We start from the raw sequence: 22,950 nt of genomic DNA on the forward strand, positions 1-22,950 counted from the left end.
GTCTTATTTTTTTGAGGCGCTTGGTCGCGCCTGGAGACCATCGATGAAATTCCGCTTCCCCATCGTCATCATTGACGAGGATTTCCGTTCCGAGAACACGTCCGGCCTGGGTATTCGTGCCCTGGCCGCGGCGATGGAAAATGAGGGCATGGACGTCCTGGGCGTGACCAGTTACGGCGACCTGGCGCAATTTGCGCAGCAGCAGTCGCGCGCCTCCGCTTTCGTACTGTCGATCGACGACGAAGAGTTCGGCGGCGGCACGCCGGAGGAAACCGACAACGCACTGAAATCGCTGCGCGCGTTTGTCGAAGAAATCCGCTACAAGAACGCTGACATCCCGATCTACCTGTACGGTGAAACCCGCACTTCGCGCCATATCCCTAACGATATCCTGCGCGAGCTGCACGGCTTCATCCACATGTTCGAGGACACCCCGGAATTCGTGGCGCGCCACATCATCCGCGAAGCCAAGTCCTATCTGGACAGCCTGGCGCCGCCATTCTTCCGTGCCCTGGTGCACTACGCGAACGACGGCTCCTACTCCTGGCACTGCCCGGGCCACTCCGGCGGCGTGGCGTTCCTGAAGTCGCCGATCGGCCAGATGTTCCACCAGTTCTTCGGCGAGAACATGCTGCGCGCCGACGTCTGCAACGCGGTGGAAGAGCTGGGCCAGCTGCTGGACCACACCGGCCCGGTCGCCGCGTCCGAGCGCAACGCTGCCCGTATTTACAACGCCGACCACGCCTACTTCGTCACCAACGGCACCTCCACCTCCAACAAGATGGTGTGGCATTCGACCGTGGCCCCGGGCGACATCGTCGTGGTTGACCGTAACTGCCACAAGTCGATCCTGCACTCGATCATCATGTGCGGCGCGATCCCTGTGTTCCTGATGCCGACCCGGAACAACCTCGGCATCATCGGCCCGATCCCGCTCGAGGAATTCACCATGGAGAGCATCGAGCGCAAGATCGCCAACAACCCGTTCGCCCAGGCTGCGGTGAACAAGAAGCCGCGCATCCTGACCATTACCCAGTCGACCTACGACGGCGTGGTCTACAACGTGGAAACCCTGCGCGAAATGCTGGACGGCAAGATCGACACCCTGCACTTCGACGAAGCCTGGCTGCCGCACGCCACCTTCCACGATTTCTACAAGAATATGCACGCGATCGGCAAGGACCGCCCGCGCGCCAAGGAGTCGATGATCTTCTCGACCCAGTCGACCCACAAGCTGCTGGCCGGCCTGTCGCAGGCTTCGCAGGTGCTGGTGCGTGACTCGGAGACTGTGAAGCTGGACAAGGATGCCTTCAACGAGGCGTACCTGATGCACACCTCGACTTCGCCGCAGTACTCGATCATCGCCTCCTGCGACGTGGCAGCAGCCATGATGGAAGCGCCGGGCGGCACCGCCCTGGTGGAAGAGTCCATCCTGGAAGCGCTGGACTTCCGCCGCGCGATGAAGAAGATCGACGAAGAATGGGGCCAGGACTGGTGGTTCAAGGTCTGGGGTCCGGACAGCTTCGCCGAAGAAGGCATCGGCTCGCAGGAAGACTGGATCTTCACCGAAGACAGCAAGAAGTGGCACGGCTTCGGCGACCTGAAGGCGGGCTTCAACATGCTCGACCCGATCAAGGCCACCATCGTCAACCCGGGCCTGTCGCTGGACGGCCAGTTCGGCGAGACCGGCATCCCGGCGTCGATCGTGACCAAGTACCTGGCGGAACACGGCGTGATCGTGGAGAAGTGCGGCCTGTACTCCTTCTTCATCATGTTCACCATCGGCATCACCAAAGGCCGCTGGAACACGCTGCTGACCGCACTGCAACAGTTCAAGGACGACTACGACAAGAACGCCCCGATGTGGCGCATCCTGCCGGAGTTCTCGGCTGCCAACCCGCGTTACGAACAAATGGGCCTGCGCGACCTGTGCCAGCAGATCCACGACTTCTATAAAGCCTACGACGTGGCGCGCCTGACCACCGAGATGTACCTGTCGGACATGGTGCCTGCAATGAAGCCGTCGGACGCTTTCGCCAAGATGGCCCACCGCGAAATCGAACGCGTGGCGCTGGACGACCTGGAAGGCCGTATCACCTCGATCCTGCTGACGCCTTACCCGCCGGGCATCCCGCTGCTGATCCCGGGCGAGCGCTTCAACAAGACCATCGTGGACTACCTGCGCTTCGCACGTGACTTCAACGAACGCTTCCCAGGCTTCGAGACCGACGTGCACGGCCTGGTCAAGCGCGAAGTGAACGGCCGCAAAGACTACTTCGTCGACTGCGTCAGGCAGTAAGCTCGTCCCGCAGAAAGAAGCCCGCACAGGACGCAAGTCCCTGCGGGCTTTTTTGCATTCATGGCCGCCTCACGCTGGCGTTCAGGAGACGCCAACTGCGCAACCACGAGATAGTTGAGTATTCCGCCAGCATTCAGATACTTTGAAATATGACTCTACCCGCCGACGGTCGTGCGGGCGATGCGATCGCCGACAGGGCGACAGCTGCGATGCGCGATTGAGCAAGCTCAATCCAATGGACTGAGTTCGCTCTATAGTTGAACTTCAGTCCGCACCGAGGGGAGAATCTATGGCGCTTTCAGCTTGCATTCTCGCGGCCGGGAAGGCGCCTGCAAATGCCAGCAACAAGCTGCGGATCGACCTGACCGACGCTGGAGTCTCCGTCCTCGAAGCGCCACAGGAAAGCGACGCTTCCATCCTCTTGTTCAAACACTGGGATAGCGAACTGGCCGCGACCTTGCATGTGGCGGGCGCGCGGCAGATGCTGGCCATCTGCTGCGAACCTGGCGAACTGGCGGCCGACGCCATGTGGGAAGTTCTGGCAGCCGGGGCGTCCGACCTGCTCCTGTGGCGCAATGGCGAGGCAATCCTGCCGCAGGTCCTGGCTCGCCTGGAACGCTGGCAAAATGTCGCACAGCTCATGTCGTCCGACCGCATACGCGCTTGCCTGGTCGGGCAAAGTGCGCCGTGGCTGCACATACTGCAAAGCCTGGTCGAGGTGGCGGCCTTCACCGACTCCCCTGTCCTGATCACCGGCGAAACCGGGACCGGCAAAGACTTGCTGGCGCAAACCGTCCATCGCCTGCATGGGGGGCTGGGGCCGCTCACGGTGGTCGATTGCACCACACTGTCGCCAGAACTGGCCGGCAGCGAATTGTTCGGGCACGAGCGCGGCGCTTTCACCGGCGCCTACAGCGCGCGCGACGGCGCTTTCGCCGCTGCCAATGGCGGCGTGCTATTCCTCGACGAAGTGGGCGAGTTGCCGTTGCCGCTGCAGGCGCAGCTCCTGCGCGTGATCCAGGAGCAGCAATATCGTCGCGTCGGCAGCAATGACTGGCACCCAACGCGCTTCCGCCTGGTGTGCGCAACAAATCGGGACCTGGAGGCCGAAGTTGAGCGCGGGACCTTTCGCGCCGACCTTTACTACCGTATCGCGGCGTGGCGCTGCCGTACGCCACCGTTACGCGAACGGCAGGGCGACATCCTGCCGCTGGTGCAGCACTTCCTGCGCCAGTTGAGCGGGCACGATGTCGACCTCGATCCCGCCGTGCGCCAATACCTGCTCACCCGCAGCTACCCGGGCAATGTACGCGACCTGCGGCAGACCGTGGCACGCATCTGGCATCGGCATATCGGCCCGGGGCCGCTCACCATCGGCGATGTACCAGCGGAAGACCGGCCGCCCGGAGGAGCATCATGCTGGCCAGATGCAGCTTTCCTGAGTGCCATCGGGCGTGCGGTGGACCTTGGAGTCAACCTTGCACGCATTGGCCAGGCGGCGACCGACACAGCGATCCAGCTCGTGCTGCAGCAGGAAGGCGACAACAACCAGCGCGCCGCGCTGCGGCTGGGCGTGACTGACAGGACATTGCAACTGCGCCGCAAGGCACGCATTGCGCCTGCTTAGCCCTGTCTAAGCACGGCCAATCAGGCGCAGCAGGTTGCCGCCCAGGACCAGGGCTTCGTCCCCTGTCCCCAGTCGCAGCAAGCGGATCTTTTCCAGTTCCACGCCGGGATGCAGCCAGGGCCCGTCCGAACCGAACAAGATCTTGTGCGCACCAGCGCGGCGGATCGCCTGATCCAGCAGGTCGAAGCGCCGCACACCGGCAGTGTCCGTGTAGATATTCGGGTGCCTCGCCAAGTGGTCGATCAATGCCAGCTGCGCGGCCCAGTCGTCGGCAAAGCTGCCAAGATGGGGCAGGATGAAATTCACATCCGGATATTGCTCGGCCAGCAGCTCCGCCACCGATGTCACTCCGACCGGGTCGTACAGTACCGGCAGTCCAAAGCGGCGCGCCGCTTCACAGACTTCGCCGGTGATCGGCGCGTCGTGCCGATGCAGCTTGATGCCGGCAAAACCATACTGCTCCACCGCCTTGCGCACCAGCACGGCGATCCGCCCTGCGTCGCGCCTGGCGTGCACGAAAGCGAACGCAAGGTAGCGCTCCGGCTGCGCCGCCACCAGGCGCGCCACGCCAGCGTTGGCGGCACCGTAATCGGAATGGAAGGCGGCCAGCAGCACGGTGCGGTCGATACCGGCCTCCCTCGCGCGCCGGGCATACCGGCCCAGCGCGGCGTTACTGTCCCAAGGGCCGGTCAAGCCGTCACCGGGGCCGGCGTGGCAATGGCAGTCGATGATCATGACTTGCCGAAGTGCGGGGCGTGGGTACGCAGGGCGTCCAGCACGGCACGCCGCACTGCTTGCGGGCTGCCGTCGCTGTCGCCGGCCCCCTGTGCGGCGCTGCCGGCAATGCGCACGAAGCGGCGCGCCACCTCCAGCTCGCGGTCCACTTCCGGCATTTCCTGGATTTCCATTTCCATTTCCAGAGCATTGCTTAGCGCCCCACCCAGCGCGCGGCCAAGCGCTGTGCCGACTCCGGGAATCGGGATGAACGATCCCAGCGCGCCGCCGACAAACGGCAAGGCCTTCTTTGCAATCCCCTTCAGGATGCCACCCAGTGGCTTGGCGACTTTCTTGATGCCCTTCCACACGCCTTTGAACATCTTGCCGAGGAACTGTTCAAGTTCCTCTTCGCTTTGCACGCCCAGCAGCTCCATCGCCAGCTCCATTTCCTGCTGGGGGCTGAACGGGCCGTGCCGGCAGCGCTTGCAGCCGCAGGGCGCTGCATGCTCTTCGCCCAGCACTTCGAACTCCAGCTCCCGGCGCTGGTTGGTCAGTACGCCTTGGTGATGCCGGAACATCGTGTCGTGCAAAATTCGTTCGCGCCGGCGGCGATCGGCGTCGTCCGCCAGGTTGGCCGCGATGTAGACGCTGACATCAGATGGCCGGATGCCCATCATGCCGGCGCAGATGCGGTGCTGCGCCAGGCGCTGGCCCATGTGGCGGGCCTGGCCGCTGTAACCCCGGCGCTGGCCATTCACGGTGAATTCGAGGTAGTACAGTCCGGGTCCGTGTGTACGCGTATCGGCTGGTGCCCGGTCAAGCGTGGTAACCGGTGCATAGGCCGGTTGCAGGGCAAGCGGCATCCGCCCGACGGCCTGGGCGATGGTCGGCGGCAGTTCATTGTCGCCATCGCGGTCGCCCTCATCCGGACCCGGCTCGTCGCCGGCCGGCGGCTCAAGCAACGGTAGTGGCTCAAACACCGGCACACGGTAAGGCCAGCCTCCCCCAAACACTGGCGCTGGGCGCGATCTGCGGGCGGGACGCGCACGCGGCCGTCCCATTGCGCGGGCAGCTTTAGGCCGCCACTCAAATTCCATCGTCTCAAACATGCAGCACCTCCATCAGTTTTCCGATTGAGCGGGCGGCATATGCAACCTGCTGTGCGCTGTGGTCAGCCCGCAGCAACAAAGTCAGGATTTGCCTTGCCGGTGTTCCCTGCAACAGCACTTCAACGCCGGCCAGCGACAGTTCGTTTCTTAATGCCTGGCCATCGCACGACGGCGGCAGCACGACGCGCTGAACCGGAAACTCGCCGCCCAGGCAATCGATCCCGTGTGCAGCCAGGGCCGCCTGAAGTTGCGCTATCCGATCCCTCAAGCGCTCGCGCAGCGCCCGGCCCACCCTGCGATTGGCGGCCAGCGCACAGCGGCCAGCCGCAATCGCAGCCAAGGATGGCGGGCTGCAATGGACCCGTGTCGCGCTGGCCGCCATAAATCTGCCCAGCATCCTGCGCGGCCCGGCGAGTACCGCCAGCGGCGCCCCGAAGCCCTTGGCCAGCGATGCGCCCACCAGTACCGGGGCGCCGCCAAGGCCATGTTCCGCCACCGATCCGCCGCCATCGACTCCCAGCAGGCCGAGCGCCTGTGTGTCATCCAGCAGCAGCATGCCGCCGCTGGAATCCGCGATGTCGGCGTAGGCCGCCAGCGGCGGTGCCGCAGCATCGCCCGGGGTATAGCCGTCCGACAGGATCACCGGCCTGCGCCCGGCGGTACGCCAGCGCAGCGCCATGGCCGCTGCCTGTGCTGCATTACAGTGGCTGAAGCACTGCAGGGGAACGCCTTGCGCACTGGCGCGTTCGGCGCCCCAGCGCGCCACCGGATAGGCGGCGCTGTCGACCAGCAGTGCCACGCGGGCGCTCGCCAGCCAGCCGAACAAGTCCCAGAACAGGTGCAGGCTGGAGGGAAGCAGGCAAGCCGCTTCGCAATCCATCAGGGTGGCAAGCGCGGCGCCAAGTTCCGGCTCACCCGGCACCGGTTCCATTGCCGCCGGCTTCCCCAGCGTCAGCTCATCCCACGCCAGCAGCGACTGCGCTGGATGGCGCATGCCCAGGTACAGGGCGCTGGTGAAGTCGGCGCGCACCGCTGCCTCACGCCGTGCGCGGCATGGCCTCCAGCCGCTGCCGCAGCAGCACCGACGGCATGCTGGACTCCAGTTTCGGATTCGCAGTTTCCGAAGTCATGTCAACACCGGTAACTGCGCGGTAGGCATGCATATAGCCCTGCGCCTGCGGGCGCCAGAAACGCGCCCACGCAAAGGCCTCGGTCGGGTCGTACACATCGCTCCAATGCGTGTAGCGGATCGACAGCAGCAACTGCTCGCCGAACATGGCCAGGTCGCGGAAATGGGCGATGCTGGTGTCGCTCCAGCCTTGCACCTTCTTCATTGCGTCCACCCGGTCCATCCACGGCTCTGGATGCGCCACCATCAGCCGGGTGGGCAGGAATTCTCGGAACTCCGGGCGCGCCAGCATCCATTGCTGCATCAGCATCTCTATGCGTGCCGTGGACGGCAAATCGCCGAACTGGTTATGCGCACCCTGCGACAGGATCAGGTGCACTTCCTTCAGCGCGTTCAGGATCGGGAAGGCGTCGGCCTTGACCGTGGTGTCGTCGTCCTGGCGATAGAACGGCATCAACTGGCGCAGCAGGTTGTGAAAGGCTTCGACGAATTTGGAACGGCTGTCGGCTGGGCGGAAGTCGCGCACGGCCCTGCCGTCCAGGTGGATGCCGTAATGGTGGTCGTACTCGTAATTGCGGCGCACCACGCTAAGGCGATGCTGCTCGTCCTGTACATAGCCCCACAGCAGGTTGTTCAGGGGACGCAGCATATCCACTTCCATATTGGCCAGCGGATCGGGGCCGTTGCCATGCGCGGGCGAGCGCACGTTCTGGAAGCGGCGAGTGATCGCGTTCATGGTCTGCACCAGCATCCCCTCTTCCTGCCAGTACGACCAGATCAGCTCCATCATGCAGGGATTGACCAGGCGGTCGCGGATAAAACCCGCGCACAGCTCGGCGTCATGGTGCTCCTTGTGGTCCATATGGATGCGCACATCGGGCAGCTTGCTGCGGATCAGGGCCAGGTATGGCAAGATCCTGGTCTTCGGGTCCAGCGAAGACAGGTAGCGCTTGACCAGTTCCTCCTCCAGCTTGCGGTCGTCGGGCAGGTCGCGCCGGTCCAGGTATTCAGCATCATCCTTGCCGCGGAAGGCATATGGGGTGCGCAGCACGCCGCAATTGACCATGACGAAGGCTTCGGTGGCGGCCTTCAGCACGCGATAGGAGTCCGAGTCGCTGAACGGCAAGGCGCGCCGCTTTTCGAGCGAACGGAAGGCGTGTTCCTTTTCGTGGAAGCGCTCGCGCTCGAACTCGGGGACAACGCCGCCGGCGTTGTGGCAGAACAAGTGATCGACGAAGAGCTGGTAGTTGTTGAAGGACAGCGCCTCGGCGCTGTTCCGGATCAAGGTCCAGTGGGCGATGACGGGGCGCCACTCCGCCTCGGTGCGCGAGGCCTGGGTCGTGATCTTGCCGGCCACCTGCAGCGGGCTTGGTTCGTCGACGATCACCTGCCTGGCGTTGCGGTAATGGGCAGCGTCGTCCGGATCGATCGCGCCGGCGTCGTCATAGGCGCGCATGTAGACGCTCACCGCCACCTCCGCAGTGCCGACGGAGTTCAGCCGCGCGCTCGATTCGACCCCGTCCCTGCCCTGGCTTTGCAAGGGTGCTTCCGGCACGTAGTACATGTCCGGCATCGGGTTCGTTTCTTTCGCATCGTGCTTCACTGTCACCCATGCCTGGTCGCCCACCAGCCCATGCAGGCGCGACAGCTTTTCGCCATTGGAGTAGAACTCTGTCTCCAGGCGGAAGCGGGTGTCCAGCTCATAGGCGCATTCGCCGCGCATGTCGCCATCGCTGATACCGATCAGCCGTCCCCTGATCATATTCCTGTCGAATGGACTGGCGTTCATGTACAGCACGATATAGAACCCGTTTTCCAACCCCGCGAACTGGCCATCGCCGGCGGGACTGGTATGCGTATGGGCGACCAGGGTCCATGCCGGATTCGCATCGACGGCAGCCTGCTGGCCGTCGATGCGCTTACTGGCTTTCAATGCATCGGCTTCAGCCTGGGTCAGCTTGTACAGGTTGAGTTTTGCATGCATGACCGGGACGGGGCCGTTGGCCGGCGTCATTGCGCGTACATGCACGTCGATCCGGCCATGCCCGCCACCGGATTTCGCCTGTGTTACGTTCTTTGCCATGATGGAGCTCTCCTCAAAGGTCGGTCAGGGTGTTGCGAAGCGCCCAGTGCGTCAGCAGGCGCGCCAGCAGCATGCTTTCGTGTTCCGGGCTCAGGATGCCGTCCGCACGCGCCTGGCCGATGACGGCGAACACCAGCACCGGCGAAGCCTCATACATGCGTTGCGGCTTGCGCTGCCACAGGCGGAACAACAAGGCCAGGTAGGCTGGCTGGCGTTGCTGCACTTGCAGCGCTTGCGGCAGCGAGGCCCCGCGCAGCAAGGCCGGACGGTGGCTGGCCAGCAAGCCCGCCAGCGCCGGCATCGAATTGCGCAGTGCCATCAGCAACCGCCGCTCCGCTTGCGGCAGGCCGTCCATGGGATAGTAGGACTCCCACAAGCGTGCCATGCGCTGCCACTGCGGGTGCGGATAGAGCCGCTCGCCCATCGCACAACTCAACAGGACCCGGATCCACGGCACCGGATGCGGGTCGTCGATGTTGATGCGAAAGACAAAAATACGCGGCAGGCTGACCACGCCGATCAGGCCGTGGGTCGCCGCCACGCCTACCCTTGCCAGCGACCAGAAGTCGGCGACGATTTCCGAGATCCAGCGCTCCCACAGCTTCCACACTTGCGCCGGCCCCGTCGCACCGGACTGCAGCGATTGCAGCACCGGCCGCAGCGAGTTGACCAGGTCCAGCAGCGCCGCCCCCTGGTGTCCAACCTCATGGAACAGCGAAGAGGCGATGCTGGCGCCGACCATCCGCTCGCGCGGCACGCGGATGATGGCGACAGGATTGTCGCCGCCGCCCGGCAGCCGGGTACGGACGCGCCGGATCGACGCGCCCGGCCCGCGATCCAGGTAGCACACGACCGGCGGGGCCTGGTAATAGCCGCCACGCAGTGCCAGCGCATCGGCGGAAGCGATGTCCAGCCCTGCCAGCCACACCCCGTTGCGGTGCTCGCTGCGCTGCGTGATCACGTCGTTGAACATGTCGAACTGGATCAGGGCCGCATTGAACTTCATGCGCAGGAACGTGAAGCGGCGCTGGGCATGGGACGGACTGGCGCGCCGCCCAGCGGGGCTGCGCAACCAGCGCAGGAAGCCGCGCACCATGGCCCGCAACTCGCGCCGCCCCGCGACGAGTTGCCGCTCGATGCCAAGCTGCGCGCTCGGCAGCAAGGCTGCAGCCGGCACCATCGGCTCGATCAGGGCGAATGGCAGCACTCGGGCCAGGCGCGTCAGCAGGGACCGCGCCTCCTGTGCCAGCATCCAGGCGGCGTACGGGCTCATTTGGCTCAAGCTCCGTACAGGACGATTTTGCGGCCCTGGCGCACCCAGCGGCCGGCGTTGCCGTGCATCGTTCCGGCCGTGCCGCGCGCGCCGCCCTGCTGCGCGCCCTGCCCGCCCTGCTGGCCGGCCCGTGCCAGCAAGCCCGGTGCGTGCTGGCGCACTGCCGCGGTAGCGGCCTGCATGGCGATCTGGCGCGGGTCGCCGCCCCGCGCCTGCGCCGCGCGGTTGACGGTGTCCGCTGCCACTTTGACGAAAGTGCGGGCGCCGTCGAATTCGCGGTCCTCTCCCGATACTTCACCCTCCGCCTCCAGGCCCAGCGCACTGCCCGCGGCCGACGCCAGGCCGCTACCGATCTTGGCCCCCAGCGGGCCGCCGAAGTAGCCGCCGATAGCGCCACCGGCCAGCGGCAACGCTTTCTTGGCCACACCTTTCAGCGCGCCGCCAATCGCCTTGCCGACCGGCGAGCGGATCACATTGCCGGCGAACGAAGCCGCCTTCTTCAGGAAGCTGCCCAGGAACTGCTCCAGTTCCGCTTCATTGGTCACCGACAGCAGTTCGCTGGCCAGTTCCATTTCTTCGGCTTCGGTCAGCATGCCTTGCTGGCCCATTTCGCCGCCCCATTCCGACTCGCCAAACTCATACTCGCCTTCATAGGAGGTTTCGTTGCCGAATTCCAGGGTGGTACGGTCGATGTCATGCATGATTAGCCCCCTTTGATGTGATGCTGCGGATGGTGGAACGGGATGCCGTTCCATGATGGATACGATGATGGGCAGCAGGCCCGGTGCATACTGCCTGGCCGCTAAGTTCAATGCGGCGCGCCTTACCTGGCGCGGGTCGCCGCGAGCGGCCTGCCTTGCACGGCGTGCGGCCAGGCCGGCGAAGCGCATGAACTGGCGCGCCGTTTCGAATTCGCGGTCTTCGGCACTCAGGCCTTCAAGCTCCAGGCCGAGCATGCGGCCAGCCCTGGGGCCCGCAGAGAGTACATGGTCGGCCAGTTTGGGCAGTAGGCCATCCAGGCCTGGTGCCGCATGGCGGAACCAGGCAGGCAATCGGCCTTCGCGGCGCGCCGCCAGCAATTCAGCGGCTTGCGGCAGGCTTTCATCGCGCCATGCCGCCTGTGGCGCCGCCGGGGACAGTTCCAGTTCCGGCCGATAGCTGAGCAGACGGTCCATGCTTTCTCCAGTGCCTAACCATGCAGGGATTAGTGCAAGGCGCGTGCCAGCGCAACCACCGGGGCAGGCGCCGACCGCGGCGAAAGCGGTTTCGGGGAACGGCGGAAAAGGAGGAAATGGGGCGAAATCGGCTTCGCCCCGAAAGGGAGTCAGGCGGCGACTGCTACCGTCAGGGTCACCACATAGCCGTCGGCGACGTTGCCGCTCATGGTGCCGAGCTGCAGGGAGTAGCCATCGCTGAAGATATTGTCGGTGGCGTAGCTGATGCGCGACAGGTTGCTGGCGGAACTGCTGTAAGCCGAAGTGGCATAGACCTGATTCAGCGTCGCCATCGGGAAGGTGAACTGCGAGGTCTTGATGCGGTTCGAGGCGCTGCTGCTTTGCGCCAGGCTGCGATAGACCTCGAAATGCACGTGCGGCATACGGCCGTCATAGCAACCGGGGAAGATGGTGGTGAAAGACAGGTCGCCGTTAGCGTCCGCGCCCTGCACCCCGCGCAGGTAATTCTGGTCCGTCACCCCGCTGGAGTACAGCGAATAGCGGCCTTCGCGGTCGCAATGCCACAGGTAGACCGCGAATTCTCCCGCCGCGCCGCAGCTGTTGTTCGCGTTGATGATCTTCAGCTTGATGGTCAGCGGAATGCCGGCCGCCGTGCCGCTGGCGCCATTGAAGCTGCCGCGGATATCGCTGCGTACAATGCCGCTTTGCGTCAGCACATTGACAATGCCGCTTGCATTACTGTTGGTGCCGTCGCCCGGATATGGGCCGCCGGTTTCCTCGGGAATCACCGTGCACCCTCCTGTGGAGGTGCTGGTGCCGGCGCTGCCACCGCTGCTGCCACTGCCCGCGCTCGTGCTGTCCGCGCCGCCGCCGCAGGCCACCAGCGGCAGCGTGGCCGCGCTGGCGAGCAACCATCGCAGCGAGCGGCGGCGGTTGCTGCCCATGTTCATCATTGCTTCCAGGTCTGCTGCCAGGCCGTGGTCGTGCGCGTCCATAAGGTTCTCCTTTTTATGCTGTGGTGTTAATCAGGTTGCCGCTACTGCCGGCCTGCGGCAGTTTGTCCGCCAGCGCCTGCAGGAAGCTGGCCAGCTTGCTCCTAGATTCAGCGCTGTCGGCACCGAGCGACGAGAGCAGCGACGAGAAGGAGGACTCGAGCGACGAAGTTTCGCTGGTTTCATCCGGATCGCCTTGCAGCGAAGAGACCAGGCTTTGCAAGTCCGCCGCCAGCCGGCCAGGGCCACCCGGGCCGCCAGCGCCTTCCGCTTGCGCACCATTGGCCTCGCCCTGCTCATGCAAAGAAGTCATGAGTTCCTGCAGGAAGCTGCCCAGCGAGGACGCCGCGCTTTCCTTGTCGGTCGACGCGACATCGCTGATGCCCAGCGATTCCAGCGCCGAACCGATCGCGTTGATGAAGCCTCCCTCGCCCGGCGGCGGGCCGGGTGGCGGCGGTGGCGGCGCCTGGCGGGCCTGCTCGGCGCCGCTGGTGGAAAGCTGGCTGGTGTAGCCAGTGAAGCCGACCGCGTTAACGTTCATAGAAGTCTCCTCGTTGCCGGCGGGCCTTACGCTCGTCCAGTTGTTTACGCTGCTCTGGGGTCAGCAGGGCCAGCACCTTCTGGTGCGTACGCATATGGGAAAGGGTCAGGTTGGCTTGCGCCTGCGCCGCGGCCTGCGCCAGCCTGGCGGCGCCAGCGTCATCGAACTTTTCGGCATTGCGCATCTCTTGCAGGGCGCGCATCGCCTTTTCGTGGGTACGGGCCTGTTCGCGCAGGTATGGCTCCTGGTCGTGCATCAGCTGGAACAGTTTGTCCTCTTGGCTTTCCGATAACGCCAGGCCACGCAGGAACGGCAAGCTTGGCGCGCCGAAACGGGGGCCCCGGTGGCCGCCCTGGAAATCACCGTGCGGGCTGGCCAGCGGCGGCTGGTCGCCTTCTGGCGGCGTGGCTTCCTCAGCGCGGGCCAGCAACGGCAGCGCCATGGCAGCGGCCAGCAGTAGCCGGGTCAATTTGCTCTTGTTCATTCTCAATCTCCAGTGTTGATGGTGAGCTTCCATTCTCTGGCTACGGCCTGTAAAGCGCCGTAAGTGGCAGGTAAAAACGTGTAAAGATGGAGCAGCCCGGCAGGAACGATTTGCTATCATGGGCGCCATGAACAAGGTCCTATTGATTGACGACGACGTCGAACTGGTCGGCATGTTCCAGGAGTACCTGGAGCAGGAAGGCTTCGAAGCCAGCACCGCCCACGATGGCGAAGCCGGCACCGCCTCCGCATTGACGGGGGCATATGCCATTGCGGTCCTCGATGTGATGATGCCGCGCATGAACGGCCTCGAAACCCTGCGCCGCATCCGCGCCGTGAGCCAGATGCCGATTCTGATGCTGACGGCGCGCGGCGACGATACCGACCGCATTGTCGGCCTCGAACTGGGCGCGGACGATTACGTCACCAAGCCCTGCACGCCGCGCGAACTGACCGCGCGCATCCGCGCCATCCTGCGCCGCACGCAGGCCGTTCCGGATACGGGCAGCGGACCGCTGGTGATCGGCCAGCTCACCATGTGGCCGGAACAGCGCCGCGCAGCGTGGGCCGGCATGCCGCTCGAGCTGACCAGCACCGAATTCAACCTCCTTGAAGTATTGGCCCGCAATGCGGGCAAGCCGGTCAGCAAGAATGTGCTGTCCGAACAGGGCCTGGGCCGCCCGATGGCGCGCTTCGACCGCAATATCGATGTGCATATGAGCAGCTTGCGCCACAAGCTGGGCTCCATTTCGGACGGACGCTCCTGCCTGCAGACGGTGTACCGCCTCGGCTACCAGTTGGTCCGGGAGTAAGCCGTGGGCCGCCTGTTCTGGAAGTTCTTCTTTTCGATCCTGCTGGCCCAGGTAGCGGCCACCGCCGCCATAGGCGGCGCCGTCTGGCTCAAGGCGCGCGCTGCCACGGAAGCGCGGCCATCCGATATTGAGACCGGGCCGCCGGCGGAAATGTCGATCGAGTCCGCCGCCGCCACCCTCGCCTTTGGCGGCACCGACGGCTTGCGGCAGCTGCTGGAAAACATGCCGCGGCATCGCGTCTATGCCGTGGGCGATGATGGCAAGGAACTGCTGGGGCGCATCACGACGCCGAGCATGCTGTCGGAAGCACAGAAAAAGCTTGCCAGCGCGGACCCGCGCGGCGTCCGCCAGGTCGCCGCGCCAAACGGCCAGCGCTACCTGCTGTTCCTGCCTTCGCGCCGCCACCAGGGCGTGCTCGAAGCGCCCGACTCCCGCACTTTGCTTGCCGGTTCGGGAATCCCAGGACTCGACCCACGCGCCTATCGCCGCCCGGAAGGACGCCGTCCGTCAGCGCCACCGCCCGACGGTCCCGAAACACGCCCACCCGGCGCGGACGGACGCGCTGCTGCGGGACCAGGCGCAGCCGCGGGCCCTGGTCCTGAACCTGGCCGTGGTGAGCCAGGCGGCCCACCGCCCCGTTTCCGCCCATTGACGCCATTCATCCCGATCGGTGCCGCCGTGCTGGCAAGCCTGCTGTTCGCAGCCCTGCTCGCATGGTATTTTGCCCGTCCCATCCGCGCGCTGCGCCAGGCCTTTGACGCCGCGGCAAGCGGCGACCTCGCCCCGCGCTTCACCGCCAAACCGCGGGCCGGCGGCGACGAACTCACCACCCTGGGCCGCGACTTCGACCGCATGACAGGCCGCCTGCGCGCCCTGCTTGATGGCCAGAAGAACCTGCTGCATGACGTTTCGCACGAACTGCGCTCCCCGCTGGCCCGCCTGCAGGCAGCCATCGGCCTGGCCCACCAGCAGCCGGAAAAGGCAGCCGCCTCGATGCAGCGCATCGAGCGCGAAAGCGTACGGATGGACAAGCTGGTCGGCGAACTGCTTACCCTGTCCCGCCTCGAAGCAGGCGCCTTCGACGCGCCCAAGCAGGAATTCAGCATTGGCGAACTGCTCGACGACATCCTGCAGGACGCGAAGTTCGAGGCCGCAACCAACGACCGCGAAGTGGCCTTCGGCAGCACTGCGGACGCCCAGGTCAGCGGCCAGCCGGAACTACTGGCGCGCGCCGTCGAAAACGTGGTCCGCAACGCCATCAAGCACAGCCCCGCCGGCGGCAAGGTCGAGGTGGAGACCGCGCACGACGCGCGCTTCATCCGCATCCGCGTCATGGACGACGGACCTGGCGTGGCGCCGGAAGACTTGGGGAAGATTTTCCAGCCCTTCTACCGCGGCAGCAACACGGAAAAGGACGTGGACGGACATGGACTGGGCCTGGCAATCGCCCAGCAGGTGGTGCAGCAGCACGGCGGCCGCATCGCCGCCGCCAATCGAACCGGCGGCGGACTTTGCGTGGAGCTCTCGCTCCCGCTGACCAGCGCTTAACCTTAACGCTTAACGCTTAACGCTTAAGCCTTCGGCAGGGTCACGCCGTGCTGGCCCTGGTACTTGCCGTTGCGGTCCTTGTAGGAGGTCTCGCAGATCTCGTCGCTCTCGAAGAACAGCACCTGGGCGCAGCCTTCGCCAGCGTAAATCTTGGCCGGCAGCGGGGTGGTGTTCGAGAACTCCAGCGTCACATAACCCTCCCATTCAGGCTCGAACGGGGTCACGTTGACGATAATGCCGCAACGCGCGTAGGTCGATTTGCCCAGGCAAACGGTCAGCACATTGCGCGGAATGCGGAAGTATTCGATGGTACGGGCCAGCGCGAAGGAGTTCGGAGGAATGATGCAGACATCGCTCTTCACATCGACGAAGGAGTTCGAGTCGAAGTTCTTCGGGTCGACGATGGTGCTGTTGATGTTGGTGAAAACCTTGAACTCATCAGCGCAGCGAATGTCGTAGCCGTAGGACGAAGTGCCGTAGGAAATCACCTTGCGGCCGTCCACGGCGCGTACCTGGCCAGGCTCGTACGGCTCGATCATGCCGGTTTGTTCCGCCATGCGGCGTATCCATTTGTCGCTTTTAATCGTCATCGCAGGTGCTTTCTGGTTTAAATAATGGTGCGGATTTTACATCAGGCGCGCATGCGCTGGGGCGCTTCGCTGGCCTGGAGCCCGCTCCCCAGCATCTGGCGGATCACGTCGCGCGTCATTTCAGCCGCCACGCGCGGCATCTCCATCGGGAACAGGTGCGAGCCCCGCATCATGCGGAAATTGCGGCCCACCAGCTTGCGGGTATGCTCCAGCCCCGCCTGGCGATTTTCCACCGAGTTGTCGCCCGCCACATAGCCCACCGGAACCGGGAATTCGCCATTGACCAAGGTGCCGATATGGTGCGGCAGGCTGCGGTAGATGGCGGTTTCGGCTTCGCGGGTAAAGCGCAGCTGCACGCCCTCCGGGTGCTCGACCAGGCCGTGTTCCAGGTAATCGAGCAGCACGCCCGGCGCCCAGGCGCCGAACACTTCCTTGCTGGCGAAATGGCGCAGCGCTTCCTTGTGGCTTGGCCAGACGTTGCGGCGCTTGACCGAGAAACGCGCCGGCGAATAGCGGTCGGAAAACCGGGTGCCCTTGAACAGCCGCCACACTTTGGCGCGCCAGCCGGCAACTACAGGGGAATCGAGCATCACCACGCAGCGCACCAGTTCCGGGCGCTGGGCAGCCGCCATCAGGCTAAGGAGCCCGCCCAGGGAGTGGCCAACCAGGATCACCGGCTCTTTCTGATAGCGGGATTCCAGCTCGGCGATCAGTTCTTCCACCAGCTTGGCCCAGCCGTCTTCCACCGGGTAGCGCGGGTTATGGCCATGCATGTCGAGCGCCTGCACTTCGAAATCCTGGCCAAGGTACTCGAAGAATTGACGGTAAGTGCCCGCCGGATAACTGTTCGCGTGGGCGAAATGGACTTTCGGTTTCGTCATCAACTTATTCTAAAAGCAATGGCAACAGGTGTTTCGTACAAAGCTTCTAATTATCGCTCAGGATGGACGCCCATGCCAGTATTGGGCATGCCGCTGGACGCCACGTCTTCATGACATGTAAGATCCCGATGTATGTCCAAATGGCAAGAAAAATTCGAACAACAATAAAAAGTTGGTGTCAATCCGATGCTTATCGTCCCCATAGAAAACCGTCCCGACTGGAAGAATCCGCCTGTCGCGACTCTGCTGCTCATCCTCATCAACGTGCTGATTTTCTTTGCCTATCAAGGCAAAGATCCGCAACGGCTGGAGCAATCCTACCGGTGGTATGTGGAATCAGGACTGTTCGAGCGCGAGCAACAGCCGTTTCGCCAATACCTGAGCCGGGCCACCCCGCAAGTAAGGAAATCTCTCGACGCAGCGGATGACGAGGATATGCCGCAGCGAGAGCGATTGGCGCGGCGGCGCGACATGCAGTTTGAGCATGCAGCCTACGACCGGCCGTTCATCCAGGCCTTGCACCAGGAACTGGACAGCGATCCGGAGTGGCGCACTGACCGCAGCCGGTTCGAGCAGCTGGTCAATTCCCTCAGCTACCGGGCCTACGCCTTCAATGCCAGGGAAGCGCGCTGGGATACCTGGATCACCAATATGTTCCTGCATGGCGACTTCATGCACCTGCTGGGGAATATGGTATTCCTGTTCCTGTTCGGCTTTGCGCTGGAAATCGCCATCGGGCGCGGCGTTTTCCTGCTGCTCTACCTGTGCAGCGGATTTGGCGGGACCTTGCTGTACTGGATGTCGGAGTTTGGTACCGATCACAGCGCACTGGGCGCGTCGGGGGCGATATCGGGCTTGATGGGCATGTATATCGCCTTGTATGGCCTGAGAAAAATCAATTTCTTCTACCACGTAATTTTCTTTACCGGGCAGTTGCGGGCGCCGGCGCTTATCGTCTTCCCGGTCTGGGTGGGCTATGAGCTGCTGGGGTCGAGCTCTGGCAATGACGGGGTAGCCCACTGGGCCCATACGGGCGGGCTGTTGTTCGGCTTCGTCCTGCTTGCGCTCTGGATGCGCCTTGGCCTCGACTACAACCGCAATTTTGTCGAGAAGATTGACCCCGACACCCCGCTCAAGTCCGCGCTGTCCCGGCTCCAGGAACTGGTCGTCATGATGAAGCTGGATGAGGCGCGGCGGGCGGCTGTGCAGCTGGTAAAGGCGCATCCGCACGATGCGCGCGCCTGGCGCGCCTTGTATAACGTCGTGAAAATCTCTCCGGCAAGCCGGGAATACCACGAGACCGTGCACGCCCTGTTCAAGCAGGCCGGCCATGCCGCGCGCGATCCGGTGCTGCAAGACCTGATCGTGGAAGTGGCGCATGCCTACACCGCGACTGGTGGCGCTACACCGGCGCTGACGGAATCGGTGTCGCTCCTGCTCGCGCAGCGCCTCGGCCGGGTCGAGCATATCAAACCGCTGGCCGTCCTGACCGAGCGTCTGCTGGAACGGCAATGCCGGCACCAGATGATGCCAAGAATTTTGCAGGCAGTGGCCAATCTGTCCGCCAAGGCACAGCTGGCGGCGCAGGCGCAGCGCTACCGCGAACAGTTATTGGAGCGCTTCCCCGATTCGGACGAAGCGCGCCAACTGGCCGCTCACACGGCAGCCTGACTCATTTGCCCGAGCGACAGGATCACCTTGCGATAATTCCCAACCTCGCCGGCGATGGCGTGGCCGGCATGCTGCTTGAGCAGGAAGTCGAGGATCATGACGGCCTTGCCATCGTCGCGCAATCCTTCCGAGTAGATGCGCGCCAGCAGGTAATAGGCCGCCGGCAGCTCCTCGCTCGTCGGTGCTTCCTTGTGCAGCATGCCGATCAGCGCAATGGCTTGGTTGAAACGCTTCTGGGCAAAATACTCCTCCGCTAATGCGCGCCGCAAGGCGATGCTCTTCGGCTTGTAGTGCGGCACCACCATGCATGCCGCTTCCAGCACAGCGGTCATGCGGTTCTTGCGCTGCATGTCGAGCAAGACCTGCAGGTATCGCTCCGTATGCTGCTGTATGCGCTCCGGCTCGCTGCGCGATTGGCACAGCAGCTTGTGGTGATATTCCAGCACCTGCAGGTCGTTCGGGTAGTCGGCAACCATGCCGGCCATGTGCTTCAGCGCGTCCGGGTAGCGGGATTCCCGCACCAGGATCACCGCACGGGCCAGTTCCAGGGCGCGATAGTCCGCTGGCGCGGCCGTCCCGTCGTCGTCGGGCTCGATGCCCAGGTCTTCGTGATGCTGGAACAGCAGGTATCCCATCATCGCCCCCATGACCATATTGAAATAGACGGTGACCACTACTGGAATTGCGATGAGCAGGTAGAAATAGTGCTCAGCAAGGTAGCGCAGTGTTGTGGCAGGCAAGAGCCCGATCGCCCGTTCCGGCCCTTGCGCAGTAATGAACAATACGAAAAGCAAGCCGAAATAGGACCAGCCGATACGCAACGCCAGCTGGAATACCTGGATGGGATCGAGGGCGTCGCGCAAGGAACCGTGGATGGCCAGCAGCATGATGCTGGCCGGCAGCAAACCCGACAGGCAGATGATCAAACCGAAACCCAGCAAGCCGAAATGCCCCAGGCAGCCCACTGCTATGCCGTAGCCCAGCATCAGTCCGAACATCTTGAGCGTGGTCGGATTACCGTCGAACAATTCAGGAATGCTGGGCGGCTGCGCCCTGCCCTGGCTGCAAAACTCGATGACGCGCAGGCCTTGCCGGACTGCCAGCGCAACCACAATGAAGATCGGCAAGAAGATCTGGATGCTCTGCGGGTCAAACAGCATCGCCGATGCGCTGGCCAGGCCGGCAAGCAGGGCCAGGAAAAGCAGTCCGTTCAGCGCGAACGGATAGGCGAAGAATCGGGACAATTGCGACCAGAACGACGGCAGGGCATTACCGACGCCGAGCGCTCGCATTTTTCCGCTGCACAGCGTGCAATACAGCGTATGGGTCGCTTGTCGCGCGGCCGGGAAACATTCCTGGCACAGGAGCGTACCGCAAGCGACGCAATTCCAGTTTGCCGCCCTGTCCGCGTGATACACGCAATAATCTGTTGCCACGATGCCGCACCTTCCACTGAAATGATAACTAAGTAGCCAACATGATAACATTGACTCTCAGCAATTACCATGTCGCCGTCATCATCACTAGCGGCCATACCAGTAGCGCAGATGCTGGGCGCGCCACGTGCTGACATCCACCCGATCGCCGAGCGCGAGCAGCACCGCGCCCGCCTCGTCCGTGCGTTCGCGGCGGATGCCCAGCTCGCCGTAGCGCATCCACACCGTGTCTTTCGGATGGTGGTAGCGATTCCTCCACCCCACCTGGAATACGGCGACGGCCGGACGTACAGCCGCCAGAAAGGCCGCTGTGGACGAGGTGCCGCTGCCGTGGTGCGGCGCCAGCAGCACATCGGCACGCAGCCGATCGGCGCCGCCCAGGACCAGCTCCGCTTCCTGCGCCGCTTCGATGTCGCCGGCCAGCAGGATCGCTGTGCGGCCATTGCTAATCCTTAGCGTGCAGCTGCGCGCATTCGCCTTCAGCCCGGGGTTGGCATAGCTGCCGGCTGCCGGATGCAGCATCTCGAAGCGCACGCCGTCCCACTCCCAGCGCTGTCCCGCGGCGCACTGCAGATGGCGCCTGGCCGCCCGCGCGATCGGGTGACCGGGCGCCAGCGACGAGGCGACCCAGCCCACCTCCTGCTCGCCCAGCACTGCCAGCGCGCCGCCGCTGTGGTCCGTGTCGCTGTGGCTGACCACCATGCCGTCGAGCCGTGCAATGCCGCGCTGCCGCAGGTACGGCAGGATCACGCGGTTGCCGCCGTTGGTCTCCGGCGTGTAGGCAGGACCAGTGTCGTAAAGCAGGCGGTGCCTGCCGGTCTCAATCAGGACGGCCATGCCCTGCCCCACGTCGAAGGCGGTGGCGCGCAATGCGCCGGGCGGCGGGCTGTCCGGCTGCGCGGACAGCGGCGGCAGCCAACAGGCGAGGCCAAGCCAACGCAGCGGCCAGCCGCGCGGGGCCAGCATCCAGGCCGTCCCGCCGAGGGCCAAAGCGAAGCTTGGCCACCCCGGCGCAGGGGCGGACCAGACGGCCAGCGGCAGGACGGAGAGCCGCTGCAGGAGGTCGAGCAGCGCCTCCAGCAGCCAATGGGAGCATTGCAGTACCGGTGCGGCCAAAGGGTCGGGCAGGACGCTGCCCGCCAGCGCCAGCGGAGTGACCAGCAGGCTGATGGCGGGAATGGCAATGGCATTTGCCAACGGGCTTACGAGCGAAACCTGCGAGAACAGCAGCATTGTCAGCGGCACCAGGCCGGCCGTGACGGCAAGCTGGGTCAGCGCGGCCAGGCGGAGGTTCTCGCGGGTGCGGGCCAGCCATGCGGCGTTGCGCCAGGCCGCGGGTCCCGGCGCGGCCGGCGGCGCGCCCGCAGGGTCCGCGGCAGCTGACAGCGACATCCGGCCGACTGTGGCATACAGGATCGCCGCGACTGCGCCAAACGACAGCCAGAATCCCGGCCACATCACCGCCCAAGGATCAAGGATCACGACCACCCCTGCCGCCAGGGCCAGTACGTGCGAAATCGCCGACACCCGGTCCAGCCACACCGCGATGGCTACTACCGCGAGCATGTACAGGGTCCGCTGCGCCGGAACCCCGAACCCGGCCAGCGCGACGTATCCCCACGCGGCCAGGAAACCTGCGACCACCGCCAGCCGCGCGGCGGGCAGCAGCAACGGCAGCTGCCATTCCGGCATGAAGAACGATTTGCGCCACAGCCAGCCGGCCGCCCACGCCGCCAACCCGGCGATCATGGTGATGTGCAGGCCCGAGATGGAAACCAGATGCGAAATACCCGTACGGCTGAATACTTGCCAGTCCTGCTGGGAAATCCCGCGCTGGTCGCCCATCGCCAGCGCGGCGATTACGCCGGCAAATCGTGCGCCGGGCAGCGCGGCATTGATGTGTTGGCGAATCGCATAGCGGGCGCGTTCAACCGCATTGTGCACACTCGGCACGAAACCGGACAGGCGTTCATTGCGCCCCTCGGCGCGTACATAGCCGGTAGCCCGGATGCCCTGCTCCAGCAGCCACAATTCATAGTCGAAGCCGAACGGGTTGGCATTTCCATGCGGCCGCTGCAGGCGTACTTTCAGTCGCCAGCGCTCACCCGGCAGCAAGTCCGGCGCCGGCGCCGCGTTGCCGGGACGCGTCCCCGCGTACCAGGACAGCACAATGCGCGGCGGGACGGCCGATGGCGATTCAACGGCGAAATTGAAGCGCGTGCTGCCATCCTGGCGGTTGGGCAGGCTGTCGATCGTGCCGACGATGTCGAAGTCGCGCCCTTCGTCGGACTTCGCCAGCTCGCTGGACAGGCCAGCCTGCGCAATGAAGGCGGCCCAGGCGAAGCCCAGCAAAGCTCCCGCCGCGGCAACCAGGCATGCGCGGAAAAGGCAGGAGAAAGTGGCCAGGGGCTGCGAAGCGTTCAGCAGCGTCCGCCGCGTCAGCCACGCGCTCCCGGCAGCGGCAAGGATCGCACCGGATGCGCACCCCAGCTGCGTGCCGGCTTCCGGCAATACCGCCTGCGCCTGGAGCCAGGCTACGCCGCCGACCAGGCCGAGGATTGCGCAGCGCATCTCCCCTCCCCGA

18 protein-coding genes are annotated in these 22,950 nt (G+C 64.5%); 5 read left to right on the plus strand and 13 right to left on the minus strand.

Annotated elements, in window-relative coordinates; genetic code table 11:
• Positions 1-43: 43 nt before the first annotated feature.
• Positions 44-2,299, plus strand: a complete 2,256-nt coding sequence (locus tag ASD07_RS05300; RefSeq protein WP_055926417.1) for an arginine/lysine/ornithine decarboxylase — start codon at positions 44-46, stop codon at positions 2,297-2,299.
• A 289-nt stretch (positions 2,300-2,588) separates the two neighbouring features.
• Positions 2,589-3,926, plus strand: a complete 1,338-nt coding sequence (locus ASD07_RS05305; protein ID WP_055926420.1) for a sigma-54 dependent transcriptional regulator — start codon at positions 2,589-2,591, stop codon at positions 3,924-3,926.
• A 6-nt stretch (positions 3,927-3,932) separates the two neighbouring features.
• Here the strand turns inward: ASD07_RS05305 and ASD07_RS05310 are convergent, their stop codons facing one another.
• The 9 genes from ASD07_RS05310 to ASD07_RS05350 all read right to left on the minus strand — a co-directional run bounded on the left by ASD07_RS05310 (position 3,933) and on the right by ASD07_RS05350 (position 13,429).
• Positions 3,933-4,661, minus strand: coding sequence for an amidohydrolase family protein (locus ASD07_RS05310; RefSeq protein WP_055926423.1), 729 nt, complete (start codon positions 4,659-4,661; stop codon positions 3,933-3,935).
• Positions 4,658-5,752 carry a hypothetical protein gene (locus tag ASD07_RS05315; RefSeq protein WP_156397881.1) on the minus strand — a complete coding sequence of 365 codons (1,095 nt, stop codon included), beginning with the start codon at positions 5,750-5,752 and terminating at the stop codon, positions 4,658-4,660. Before ASD07_RS05315 ends, ASD07_RS05310 begins: the two co-directional genes overlap by 4 nt.
• Entirely contained in the window at positions 5,745-6,782 is a 1,038-nt protein-coding gene (locus ASD07_RS05320; RefSeq protein WP_055926429.1) for an aminotransferase class I/II-fold pyridoxal phosphate-dependent enzyme, read from the minus strand. The genes ASD07_RS05315 and ASD07_RS05320 overlap by 8 nt, the downstream gene beginning before the upstream one ends.
• Positions 6,783-6,789: 7 nt before the next feature.
• Entirely contained in the window at positions 6,790-8,964 is a 2,175-nt protein-coding gene (locus ASD07_RS05325) for a hypothetical protein (RefSeq protein WP_055926432.1), read from the minus strand.
• 13 nt (positions 8,965-8,977) lie between these two features.
• The gene (locus ASD07_RS05330; protein ID WP_055926435.1) at positions 8,978-10,237 is read right to left on the minus strand and encodes a hypothetical protein; all 1,260 of its coding nucleotides are present in this window, start codon (positions 10,235-10,237) and stop codon (positions 8,978-8,980) included.
• Positions 10,238-10,242: 5 nt separating this feature from the next.
• Entirely contained in the window at positions 10,243-11,412 is a 1,170-nt protein-coding gene (locus ASD07_RS31355) for a hypothetical protein (protein WP_200953762.1), read from the minus strand.
• Between the two features lie 149 nt (positions 11,413-11,561).
• Positions 11,562-12,407: an intradiol ring-cleavage dioxygenase gene (locus tag ASD07_RS05340; RefSeq protein ID WP_055926438.1), complete on the minus strand. Its 846-nt coding sequence runs from the start codon at positions 12,405-12,407 to the stop codon at positions 11,562-11,564.
• A 13-nt stretch (positions 12,408-12,420) separates the two neighbouring features.
• Positions 12,421-12,945, minus strand: a complete 525-nt coding sequence (locus ASD07_RS05345; RefSeq protein ID WP_055926441.1) for a hypothetical protein — start codon at positions 12,943-12,945, stop codon at positions 12,421-12,423.
• Entirely contained in the window at positions 12,935-13,429 is a 495-nt protein-coding gene (locus ASD07_RS05350) for a Spy/CpxP family protein refolding chaperone (RefSeq protein ID WP_055926445.1), read from the minus strand. The genes ASD07_RS05345 and ASD07_RS05350 overlap by 11 nt, the downstream gene beginning before the upstream one ends.
• A 127-nt stretch (positions 13,430-13,556) precedes the next feature.
• On the opposite strand from ASD07_RS05350, the gene ASD07_RS05355 reads away from it, so the two are divergent.
• Both ASD07_RS05355 and ASD07_RS05360 read left to right on the plus strand, forming a co-directional pair.
• Positions 13,557-14,240 (plus strand): response regulator transcription factor, encoded by a 684-nt coding sequence (locus ASD07_RS05355; RefSeq protein WP_055926809.1) that lies wholly within the window; start codon positions 13,557-13,559, stop codon positions 14,238-14,240.
• Between the two features lie 3 nt (positions 14,241-14,243).
• Positions 14,244-15,788 carry an ATP-binding protein gene (locus ASD07_RS05360; protein ID WP_055926447.1) on the plus strand — a complete coding sequence of 515 codons (1,545 nt, stop codon included), beginning with the start codon at positions 14,244-14,246 and terminating at the stop codon, positions 15,786-15,788.
• Positions 15,789-15,811: 23 nt separating this feature from the next.
• Here ASD07_RS05360 and dcd read toward each other — a convergent pair whose 3' ends face one another.
• Both dcd and ASD07_RS05370 read right to left on the minus strand, forming a co-directional pair.
• Complete coding sequence (gene dcd / locus ASD07_RS05365) at positions 15,812-16,378, minus strand: dCTP deaminase (protein ID WP_055926450.1); 567 nt, start codon at positions 16,376-16,378, stop codon at positions 15,812-15,814.
• A 41-nt stretch (positions 16,379-16,419) separates the two neighbouring features.
• On the minus strand, positions 16,420-17,259 hold the full coding sequence (locus tag ASD07_RS05370) for an alpha/beta fold hydrolase (RefSeq protein WP_055926453.1): 840 nt from the start codon (positions 17,257-17,259) through the stop codon (positions 16,420-16,422).
• Positions 17,260-17,445: 186 nt separating this feature from the next.
• Here ASD07_RS05370 and ASD07_RS05375 point away from each other — a divergent pair, with 186 nt between their 5' ends.
• On the plus strand, positions 17,446-18,930 hold the full coding sequence (locus ASD07_RS05375; RefSeq protein WP_055926456.1) for a rhomboid family intramembrane serine protease: 1,485 nt from the start codon (positions 17,446-17,448) through the stop codon (positions 18,928-18,930).
• Here the strand turns inward: ASD07_RS05375 and ASD07_RS05380 are convergent.
• Together ASD07_RS05380 and ASD07_RS05385 are read right to left on the minus strand one after the other, a co-directional pair.
• Entirely contained in the window at positions 18,915-20,222 is a 1,308-nt protein-coding gene (locus ASD07_RS05380) for a hypothetical protein (protein ID WP_055926459.1), read from the minus strand. The two genes, ASD07_RS05375 and ASD07_RS05380, sit on opposite strands and share 16 nt — an antisense overlap.
• A 231-nt stretch (positions 20,223-20,453) precedes the next feature.
• Positions 20,454-22,937, minus strand: coding sequence for a DNA internalization-related competence protein ComEC/Rec2 (locus ASD07_RS05385; protein ID WP_055926462.1), 2,484 nt, complete (start codon positions 22,935-22,937; stop codon positions 20,454-20,456).
• Positions 22,938-22,950: the final 13 nt, after the last annotated feature.

Source organism: Duganella sp. Root336D2, assembly GCF_001425005.1.
Lineage (GTDB): Bacteria > Pseudomonadota > Gammaproteobacteria > Burkholderiales > Burkholderiaceae_D > Rugamonas.